General features: G+C 65.6%; 10 protein-coding genes and 2 tRNA genes. 5 read left to right on the forward strand and 7 right to left on the reverse strand.

Annotated features, from left to right (window positions below):
* Positions 1-543 precede the first annotated feature (543 nt).
* The 3 genes from AB0E90_RS51310 to AB0E90_RS51320 all read left to right on the forward strand — a co-directional run bounded on the left by AB0E90_RS51310 (position 544) and on the right by AB0E90_RS51320 (position 2,140).
* Positions 544-759 (forward strand): hypothetical protein, encoded by a 216-nt coding sequence (locus AB0E90_RS51310; RefSeq protein ID WP_360421121.1) that lies wholly within the window; start codon positions 544-546, stop codon positions 757-759.
* A 495-nt stretch (positions 760-1,254) separates the two neighbouring features.
* Positions 1,255-1,518 carry a transposase gene (locus AB0E90_RS51315; RefSeq protein WP_360421123.1) on the forward strand — a complete coding sequence of 88 codons (264 nt, stop codon included), beginning with the start codon at positions 1,255-1,257 and terminating at the stop codon, positions 1,516-1,518.
* 208 nt (positions 1,519-1,726) lie between these two features.
* Positions 1,727-2,140, forward strand: coding sequence for an IS3 family transposase (locus tag AB0E90_RS51320; protein ID WP_360421139.1), 414 nt, complete (start codon positions 1,727-1,729; stop codon positions 2,138-2,140).
* Here the strand turns inward: AB0E90_RS51320 and AB0E90_RS51325 are convergent.
* The 6 genes from AB0E90_RS51325 to AB0E90_RS51350 form a co-directional block, all read right to left on the reverse strand.
* Positions 2,055-2,849, reverse strand: a complete 795-nt coding sequence (locus tag AB0E90_RS51325; protein ID WP_360421125.1) for a carbon-nitrogen hydrolase family protein — start codon at positions 2,847-2,849, stop codon at positions 2,055-2,057. The two genes, AB0E90_RS51320 and AB0E90_RS51325, sit on opposite strands and share 86 nt — an antisense overlap.
* Before the next feature lie 86 nt (positions 2,850-2,935).
* The gene (gene clpX, locus AB0E90_RS51330; RefSeq protein WP_360421127.1) at positions 2,936-4,228 is read right to left on the reverse strand and encodes an ATP-dependent Clp protease ATP-binding subunit ClpX; all 1,293 of its coding nucleotides are present in this window, start codon (positions 4,226-4,228) and stop codon (positions 2,936-2,938) included.
* Positions 4,229-4,439: 211 nt separating this feature from the next.
* The gene (locus AB0E90_RS51335) at positions 4,440-5,105 is read right to left on the reverse strand and encodes an ATP-dependent Clp protease proteolytic subunit (RefSeq protein WP_360421129.1); all 666 of its coding nucleotides are present in this window, start codon (positions 5,103-5,105) and stop codon (positions 4,440-4,442) included.
* Between the two features lie 11 nt (positions 5,106-5,116).
* On the reverse strand, positions 5,117-5,749 hold the full coding sequence (locus AB0E90_RS51340) for an ATP-dependent Clp protease proteolytic subunit (RefSeq protein ID WP_360421131.1): 633 nt from the start codon (positions 5,747-5,749) through the stop codon (positions 5,117-5,119).
* Between the two features lie 183 nt (positions 5,750-5,932).
* Positions 5,933-7,282, reverse strand: coding sequence for a trigger factor (gene tig / locus AB0E90_RS51345; protein WP_360421133.1), 1,350 nt, complete (start codon positions 7,280-7,282; stop codon positions 5,933-5,935).
* 38 nt (positions 7,283-7,320) lie between these two features.
* Positions 7,321-7,394 (reverse strand) — tRNA-Pro (locus tag AB0E90_RS51350).
* Positions 7,395-7,525: 131 nt separating this feature from the next.
* Here AB0E90_RS51350 and AB0E90_RS51355 point away from each other — a divergent pair.
* Positions 7,526-7,599 (forward strand) — tRNA-Gly (locus AB0E90_RS51355).
* A gap of 666 nt (positions 7,600-8,265) precedes the next feature.
* Here AB0E90_RS51355 and AB0E90_RS51360 read toward each other — a convergent pair.
* A complete protein-coding gene (locus AB0E90_RS51360) occupies positions 8,266-8,505 on the reverse strand; it encodes a hypothetical protein (RefSeq protein ID WP_360421135.1) in 240 nt (79 codons plus the stop codon).
* Positions 8,506-8,611: 106 nt separating this feature from the next.
* Here AB0E90_RS51360 and AB0E90_RS51365 point away from each other — a divergent pair, with 106 nt between their 5' ends.
* On the forward strand, positions 8,612-8,968 hold the full coding sequence (locus AB0E90_RS51365) for a hypothetical protein (protein WP_360421137.1): 357 nt from the start codon (positions 8,612-8,614) through the stop codon (positions 8,966-8,968).
* Positions 8,969-9,036: the final 68 nt, after the last annotated feature.

A 9,036-nucleotide genomic window follows, 5' to 3' on the forward strand; every position in this document is an offset into this window, starting at 1 on the left:
GCTTGGCCAGGGATAAAACTTTTGGCACTGGCTTATCTAGCACCCTGTTGAGTTCTCAAAGAACAACCGCACCCGTGTTAAACCGCCCTCGGGGCAACCGCTCAAACTTACCTGGTCGGCTTCGCAGGCACAAGATCTTAGATCTTGCCGGCACCACCCAAGTTTTTCCCCACAAAACGCACCCGCTTTGAGGCGGGAAGTTCATAGAGGTGGCCCAGTAGGACCGGCCGACGATCGCAGCTTGGCGATCAGTCCGCCCGGCTCCCTGCGGGCTTCGTTACTCTACCCGGTCAATCTCGCTGGCGCAAATCCCGATTTCGCGGAACCTCGAACCAGCCTCGCCCGGTGCTTCGGCAAGCTTAGCGCGTGCCTCCGCTCCCGCCGAATCCAGGTCGGTCCGTCACTTTCGTGTCGTTCCGTCCGGGTTTCCCGCGGGCAAAGAGAAAGTTACGGGATCACCTGCCGCCCATGCAAATCGACCCCCGTGCCTGCCGGTCTCCGGAGGCCCCCGCAACGCCTTGCTGACCATGACAGAGTGGGCTTATGGGTGACTCCCCGACCTTGGCCGCCGACGCGCTCCTCGATCTCGTCTTCCCACTGTGGCAGTTCGTAATCGGCGCGCTTGTGCTGGTCACACTGGTTGTCTCGGTGAGCCGCCTGGTCCGCCGCGGTCCATCCCGGATGGGCGGCGCCATGCTCCTGGCCGGCAGCGCAGTGATCGGCGTAGCTCTGATCGGCTACCTAGTTCAGCTCCTGTGACCCCGCTCTCAGACCCCATGCAGCAGTACGAGGCCTGACTCCCCAAACGCAACACCACCTGCCCTCCACTCCCCGCGACCACCGAGTCCCCCAGGCCATAACGCGCCTTCGCGCGAGGACCAGCCAAGCCCCCGCCCGCAGCGAGCCCCGCAAAACAGCAGCTCGCACGGCAGAGCTCACGCGGTCAAGACCGAAGAGACGCAGCCCGCCTAGAAGCGAGCCCTCCCCTCGGCCAGCATTGAGCCAAACGTCGCGTCCCTACCTTGATGAAACTTGCCGAATCTCCGCAGAGGACGAACGGCAGCTCCACAAGATCAGCCGCAAGTGCGGGTGCTGAAGCCCAGCTCCGGCGTAGAGAACGCCACGCAGCGTGGCCCGCCGAGGCAAAGCCGCGCACAAATGAATCCATGCAGAACTGGGCCTGCCCCGTTTTGACGGACATCCAAGATCTGGGGACCTGGGGTCTCCGGGAGGATGTCCATCATCATGGAGAACATGGCGAAGAAGCGCGCACGGCCTCGTCGGTCGTTCACGCCTGAGTTCAAGGCCGAGATCGTCGAGTTGTGTCAGCGTGGGGATCGCACGGTCCGGCAGATCAGCCAGGATTTCGACCTGACCGAGACCGCGGTCCGGGAGTGGGTCAAGCAGGCCGACCTCGACACCGGCGCCCGTAACGACGGGTTGACCAGCAGCGAACGAGACGAACTCGCCAGTTGCGGCGCGAGAACCGGCGGCTGCGCGAAGACGTCGATATTTTGAAGCGGGCAACGGCTTTCTTCGCCAAGGAGACCCGATGAACAGGTACCCGTTCATCGAGGCGGAAAAGACCGGCAAGCACAACGTCAAACGTGCGTGCGAGCTACTCGAGGTCTCCCGATCCGCCTACTACCACCATGTTCGTGGTCAGCAGAGTCCGCGCCAGCGCGTCGACGCCGAACTCACCGAGCGCATCACCGCGGTGCATGCGGTGTCTAAAGGCACCTACGGAGCGCCGCGCGTGCACGGCGACCTGGCCGACGCGGGGCTGCGACACGGTCGTAAACGCGTCGCCCGGCTCATGCGCGTCGCCGGGCTGGCCGGCAAGAGCCCGCGACGGTGGCGGACCACGTGTATCCGGGGGCCGCGGGTCCGCAAGGGGCGACCGGCGCGCCTAGAGGACGGCAGTCGGCCCGCGGCGGGGGCTTGGTGGGGGTGGAGCACCCCCGGTGGGGCCGTGGCACGGCGGTTCGGCCTGAGGGCGTGGGAGGGGGTGCCTGCTGGCTGCGGGGCCTTGCTGTGTGTCACGAGGGCTGGGGCTAGAGGCGGCGGTTGGCCAGGCTGGGGAGTTCGGCGCGGATTTTTTCCAGGCGGGTCAGGTCCAGGTCGGCTGTGGCGATGGTGATGTCGTCTGGGGCCTGGGCCAGGACGGTGCCCCACGGGTCGATAACCATGCTGCGGCCGAAGCAGGTTCGGGAGGGGTTGTGGTCGCCGGTTTGGCCGGCGGCGATCACATAGCACTGGTTCTCGATTGCGCGGGCCCGCAGGAGGATCTCCCAGTGGTCGCGGCCGGTGTGCATCATGAACGCTGCGGGCACCACCAGGACGCGGGCGCCGGCTATCGCGAGGCGGCGGTACAGCTCGGGGAAGCGCAGGTCGTAGCAGATGGACAGGCCGGTGGGGACGCCGGCTATCTCGGTCACGACCGTTTCGGCGCCGGGGGCGACCGAGCTGGACTCCTGGTAGGAGACTCGGCCGGCTATCTCCACGTCGTAAAGGTGGATCTTGCGGTAGGTGGCGGTCAGCTCACCCTCGGGGGAGAACACCAGGGACGTGTTGTACGTGTGGGCGTCGTCGGGGCCGGTCTCGTGGAACGAGCCGGTGTGCACCCAGATGCCGAGCTCGCGGGCGGCTCGGGCGAAGAACTGGGCGAACTCGCCATCCGTCGATTCGGGCTCGGGGGCGGCCTTGCCGGGGCCGAGATAGTCGACGTACTCAGGGAGGACGGCCAGGTCGGCGCCGGCTGAGGCGGCCCGCTCCAGCAGGTCTCGAGCCACTCGCAGGTTGTCGGCCCGATCTTCCCGGGAGTTCAGCTGGCAGACCGCTACGCGCATGAGCCGAGCCTACGCATCTCCAGCGACCCGCGGAAAGCACAAACACCGCGCCGGCCGGAGCCGGACGCGGTGTCTGCGGACGAAACTCAGGCCGACTTTTCCTCGCGGTCGGGACGGCGGCGCCGCCCGACGAACTCCCGGGGAACGATGGTCGGGTTGACGTTTTCCAGCACGACCTCGCCGGTGATGACCACCCGGGCGGCGTCGGGGTTGCTGGGCACCTCATACATCACGGAGAGGAGGACCTCTTCCATGATCGCCCGCAGGCCTCGGGCGCCGGTGCCGCGCAGCATCGCCTGGTCGGCGATCGCTTCGAGCGCGTCGAAGTCGAACTCCAGCTCGACGCCGTCCAGCTCGAAGAGGCGCTGGTACTGCTTCACATACGCATTTCGGGGCTCGGTCAAGATCTTGATGAGCGCCTCGCGGTCGAGGTTGCGCACCGTGGTGATCACCGGGAGACGGCCGATGAACTCGGGGATGAGCCCGAACTTCAGCATGTCTTCCGGCATGACCTTGCTGAAGATGTCGTCGGTGTTCCGCTCCGAGATCGAGCGCAGGTGCGCGCCGAACCCGACGCCGCCGTGGCCGACCCGGGACTCGATGATGCGGTCCAGACCGGCGAAGGCGCCGCCCACGATGAACAGCACGTTCGTCGTGTCGATCTGGATGAACTCCTGGTGCGGGTGCTTGCGACCGCCCTGCGGCGGAACGTTTGCCACCGTGCCCTCGAGGATCTTCAGCAGTGCTTGCTGAACGCCCTCACCGGAAACGTCGCGGGTGATCGACGGGTTTTCGCTCTTGCGGGCGATCTTGTCGACCTCGTCGATGTAGATGATGCCCTGCTCGGCGCGCTTGACGTCGTAGTCGGCCGCCTGGATCAGCTTGAGCAGGATGTTTTCGACGTCCTCGCCGACATAGCCGGCCTCGGTCAGCGCCGTGGCATCGGCTATCGCGAACGGAACGTTGAGCATGCGGGCCAGGGTCTGCGCCAAGTGAGTCTTGCCGCAGCCGGTGGGGCCGATGAGCATGATGTTGGACTTGGCCACCTCGACGTCGCTACCGCCTCCGGGAGCGCCGCTCGACTCTGCCTGAATCCGCTTGTAGTGGTTGTAGACCGCTACTGAAAGTGCCTTCTTGGCCTGTTCCTGTCCGACAACGTAGGTGTCGAGGAAGGCGCAGATCTCCATCGGCTTGGGAAGCTCTTCCCACTTCACCTCGCCGGTCTCGGCCAGCTCTTCTTCGATGATCTCGTTGCAGAGGTCAATGCACTCGTCGCAGATGTAGACACCAGGGCCCGCGATGAGCTTTTTGACCTGCTTCTGGGACTTCCCACAGAAGGAGCACTTCAGTAGGTCGCCGCCGTCGCCGATCCGTGCCACCTACGTTCTCCTTGAGCTCATCGACCGGCTCACGCCGGTCCCTGGTCCGAGGACTGAATGCCTCGTTGCCATCTCATCGTCTGCCGAACGGCGTAACTGAGGCTGCATGCTCGACGTTACCCGCAAAGGGGCGGTTCTCCGACCCCCCAAAACGGGCGTGTCAGGGGTCGGCCAGTTTAACGAGCACCGGCCGACCCCTGACATCGTGCTCTCAGCTACCCGCGCCGACGGCCTGCAGCGTCTTCTTCCGGCTGGCCAGGACGGTGTCGACGATGCCGTACTCCTTGGCTTCGGCGGCCGTCATGATCTTGTCGCGGTCGATGTCCTTGCGGACCTTCTCGACTGCCTGGCCGGAGTGGTGAGCGATCAGCTCCTCCAGCTGCGAGCGCATGCGGAGGATCTCACGCGCCTGGATCTCGATGTCCGACCCCTGACCGTAACCACCCTCGGTGGCCGGCTGGTGGATCAGCACCCGGGAGTGCGGCAGCGCGAGGCGCTTGCCGGGGGTGCCGCCGGCCAGCAGCACCGCGGCGGCGCTGGCGGCCTGGCCCAGGCAGACGGTGGAGATGTCCGGGCGAACGTACTGCATGGTGTCGTAGATGGCCGTCATGGCCGTGAAGGAACCACCGGGCGAGTTGATGTACATCGTGATGTCGCGGTCCGGGTCGGAGCTCTCCAGCGTCAGCAGCTGGGCCATCACGTCGTTGGCCGACGCGTCGTCCACCTGCACGCCGAGGAAGATGATCCGGTCCTCGAACATCTTGTTGTACGGGTTTGTCTCCTTCATCATCCCGTTCGAGGAACGCTCGACGAAAGACGGGAGAACGTAGCGGTTGTGCACCGGAGCGAACCCGGGAGGCATGGTCAGGTCAGTCATATTTCAGCTCCTCAGTTCAGCGTTCCGGCACCCTCGGCGACCTGCTCGGCGCCGCTGATCACCTTGTCGATAAAGCCGTAGTCCTTGGCCTCGTCGGCCGTGAACCAGCGGTCCCGGTCGAAGTCGGCGGCGATCTGCTCCTGGGACTGACCGGTGTGGTGCGAGATCCGCTCCTGGAACATGCGCTTGGTGTAAAGCATCTGCTCGGCCTGGATCGCGATGTCGGCCGCGGTGCCACCCATGCCGCCGGACGGCTGGTGCATCATGATCCGCGCGTGCGGCAGCGCGTAGCGCTTACCGGCGGTGCCGGCGCAAAGCAGGAACTGCCCCATCGAGGCGGCCATGCCCATCGCGACGGTCTGCACGTCGTTCTCGATGAACTGCATGGTGTCGTAGATCGCCATGCCGGAGTAGACCGAGCCACCCGGCGAGTTGATCCACAGGTTGATGTCCCGGTGGGGGTCCTCGGCGGAAAGCAGCAGCAGCTGCGCGCAGATCCGGTTGGCAACCGAGTCGGTCACCTCGCTGCCGAGGAAAATGATCCGTTCACGCAGCAGGCGATTGAAGACCGAGTCGTCGAGGTTGCCACTGAGGGTGTCGCCCCCACGCAGCACAGGGCTCGCGGGGATGTGGAGATCGGTCATGGCAGCCCTTCACAGCTGACTGTGCCGGCCGAAGGATCCAGCCGGCAGGTTGTCCGTCGTACGACCAACCTAACCGGTCGAATGCGCATCAGCTTCCCGCTCGGGCAGGTGTTCGCTGACAGCGCACGCCCTGCGAAAAGCCGACCGGCCGCCACCCGAGGGCGGCGGCCGGTCGCATCTGGCTCAGTGGTTGTGCCCCGCGTGCTCATCCTCGCTGGCGGCCCGCAGGTCGTCGAGGGTGAGCTCGGTGCCTTCCGAGTCCTTCATCGTGACCTGCTCCATCACCGAGGCGAGCGCCTTGCCGCGGCGCACGTCGCCGAACACGGCCGCGGCCGCGCCCGACTGGACGAGCTGGTCGTAGTACTGCTGGGGCTGCATCTGCGCACGCTGCGCGCGGTGCACGATCTCGTGGCCGAACTCGTCGTCGGAGACCTGCACGTCCTCCGCGTCGGCGATCGTGTCGAGCAGCAGCTGGATCCGGACGCCCTCCTCGGCGGCCTCGGTCAACTCCTGGTCGATCTGCTCCTCGGTCTTGTCCTCGGAGCTCAGGTAATCCGCCAGGGTGGCGCCGATGCGCTCGAGCTGGTCGGTCATGGCCTGCTTGCGACCCTCGACCTCGTCCTTGACGATGCCCTCGGGCGCGGGGATCTCGGCCGCCTCGACCAGCTGCTTGAGCGCTTCGTCACGGGCCGCGTAGATCTGCTCGACCTTCTTGACCTTGGTCAGCCGCTCGCGCAGGTCACCGCGCAACTCCTCGAGGGTGTCGAACTCGCTCGCCAGCTGGGCGAACTCGTCGTCGATCTCGGGCAGCTGCTTGTCCTTGACGCTGCGCACGTTGACCTTGACCTCGGCCTCGCGGCCGGCGAAGTCGCCGCCCACCAGCTCGGTCGTGAAGGCCGCGTCGGCGCCGGCCACCAGGCCCACCAGAACCTCGTCGAGGCCCGGGAGCAGCTGCTTGCTGCCGACCTCGTGGGAGATGTTGTTGGCCGAGCCGCCCGGCACCTCCTCGCCGTCGACGGTGGCGTTGAGGTCGAGCTGGACGTAGTCGCCCTCGGCGGCCGGGCGGTCGACGGTCTTCAGGGTGGCGAAGCGCTCGCGCAGGCCCTTGATCTGCTCGTCGATCTCCTCGTCACCGATCTCGACGGCCGGGACGGTCACCGAGATGGTGGAGAGGTCCGGGATCGTGATCTCGGGACGGACGTCCACCTCGGCGGTGAACTTCAGCGGCTCGTTGTCGCCGAACTCGGTGATCTCCACCTCGGGGCGGCCGAGCGTCTTGACGTCGTGCTCACGCACGGCCGCCAGGATCTGCTGCGGGATCGCCTCCTGCACGGCCTCGTTGAGGACCGCGCCGCGGCCCACTCGCTGATCGATGACCGCAGCCGGGATCTTGCCGCGACGGAAGCCGGGCACCTGAACCTGCGCGCCGATCTCCCGGTACGCCTTCTGCAGGCTCGGCTTGAGCTCGTCGAACGGCACCTCGATGGCGAGCTTCACCCTGGTCGGGCTCAGAGTCTCGACGGTGCTCTTCACAGGCGTACTCCTTGTTGCTGCGGATAAGTTGATGTCAGTCGGGGTGGCGGGATTTGAACCCACGGCCCCTCGCTCCCAAAGCGAGTGCGCTACCAAACTGCGCCACACCCCGTGGCGCTGGCCAGTGTATGCGGTCCGCTTTCGTGCGCGTGCGCTGGAGTCCACCTGGTGGCTATACCGGCTCGCGCGGGCGGGAAGTCGTTCAGTAAGCTAGGCGAGCGTCCCCGGTCTCGGCCGGGGCTCGCGGGCGTAGCTCAATGGTAGAGCCTCAGTCTTCCAAACTGATTACGCGAGTTCGATTCTCGTCGCCCGCTCCACGTTTTCCCAGCTCAACAGCATGATCAACCAAGAAGTTGATCGATACCCGAACAGCATTTGTTGGGGAAATTGTTGGGAAACGAACATCGACACACGAGCCGAACCGGGCCCCAGACAGCACCAGCGACCCATGGGACTCAGCGGTCCATTTTGTTAAACACCAGCTCACAGAGCTCCTGCCGCACCGGCATGAACGCCGGCAACACTGGACCCAGCCCAGCCCAAACCGGCATCGTCAGAGCGACAGACTGATTATGCAGGTTCGCAATTTGCCAGGACGGCGCACCGCGCAGACGCCTGTGACCTTGGACTTTGAAGATCGGGGCAAGTCACCCGCGGAACTCGCTGTCACACCACGAGGCGTCGCCGACGGCCTACGGCAGCGTCCATCGCGACGAGAGGCGGGTCGTGTTACCACGGAAAGGCCAACGCCCCCGGTCCGATCCGCGACTAGTAAAGACGTCGCATCCCGGCCGATCACGGACCCGCCGGGTCGTTCGCAGCAGATCAGCGCCCGGCCTTCCGCTTGCTGGCCGATCTGCGGTCTCGGCACGACTTCGCGAGCGCCGACGCCCTCCGCAACTCCTTGGCCGCGGGCGACGTCGAAGTATGCGACGGCCCAGAAGGCACCCGATGGTCCCTGCGGCGGTAACTGCCAGCGAGCCTCATCTAGCCCGGCCCGGCTCTTCGCCCGAGCGGGCAGATGGCCCACCGGTCGAGCGCGAGGTACGGGACTTCTCCATGAGCCCGCCGAGGATGCAGGGCGCCACCTTCTGCAGTTTCTCGTCCCCGCCCGCCTGACGAAGCAGCCGGGCGCAAAATGCCAGCCAGCTCAGCTGCCAGATCAGCCGCGCCACGGCGGGGACCGCGGAGGCGATGGCACCCACAAGCAGAACCGCCATCACCGTAATCACCACCCATCCCGTCGGAGTTCCTTGCTACTACGGACAGGATGGCCAACGCGAACCTCCAGAAATCGTCAAGATCACGGGTAGGTGGAACTATCGAGGCATGGCGGCATCGCGTAAGGACAGCCAGGCGAACCTGGCGCTCATCGCCGAACTGGAGTCAGCAGGCGTCCTTGGTGTCACCTCCCGCAAGCTCGAACGCTGGCGCCAGGCCGGTGCTGCTCCGGACATAGAGCAGGAGTCACATGGACGTGCCGGCTCGGCCACCCGCTGGCCCCCGCATACCGGACGGCAGATCGCAGCGCTGGTCGGCCTCCTCAAACAGCAGTTACCCTTGAGACATTGCCCGTTGGTGCTGTACCACCTCGGGTACCCGATCGATTTCGGAGTGCTCCGCGCTGGCTATCTGGAGATGTACGAAGACTTCGCCATGAGAGGGCGGTTTGTGAGGTTTCCGTAGTTCGTCATCGCTCGATGTCGTGACCTTCGGGCTGCGCCGATGTCTGATCGGCGGGTGTGCTGGTTGAG

This window comes from Actinoplanes sp. NPDC026619, assembly GCF_040638295.1.
Taxonomy (GTDB): Bacteria; Actinomycetota; Actinomycetes; order Mycobacteriales; family Micromonosporaceae; genus Actinoplanes.

What these genes read in the sequence shown, in the direction of transcription:
- AB0E90_RS51310 (WP_360421121.1), top strand. Translation starts at nt 544, where the DNA reads ATGGGTGACTCCCCGACCTTGGCCGCCGACGCGCTCCTCGATCTCGTC.
- AB0E90_RS51315 (WP_360421123.1), top strand. Translation starts at nt 1,255, where the DNA reads ATGGCGAAGAAGCGCGCACGGCCTCGTCGGTCGTTCACGCCTGAGTTC.
- AB0E90_RS51325 (WP_360421125.1), bottom strand. Translation starts at nt 2,849, where the DNA reads ATGCGCGTAGCGGTCTGCCAGCTGAACTCCCGGGAAGATCGGGCCGAC.
- AB0E90_RS51335 (WP_360421129.1), bottom strand. Translation starts at nt 5,105, where the DNA reads ATGACTGACCTGACCATGCCTCCCGGGTTCGCTCCGGTGCACAACCGC.
- AB0E90_RS51340 (WP_360421131.1), bottom strand. Translation starts at nt 5,749, where the DNA reads ATGACCGATCTCCACATCCCCGCGAGCCCTGTGCTGCGTGGGGGCGAC.
- AB0E90_RS51365 (WP_360421137.1), top strand. Translation starts at nt 8,612, where the DNA reads ATGGCGGCATCGCGTAAGGACAGCCAGGCGAACCTGGCGCTCATCGCC.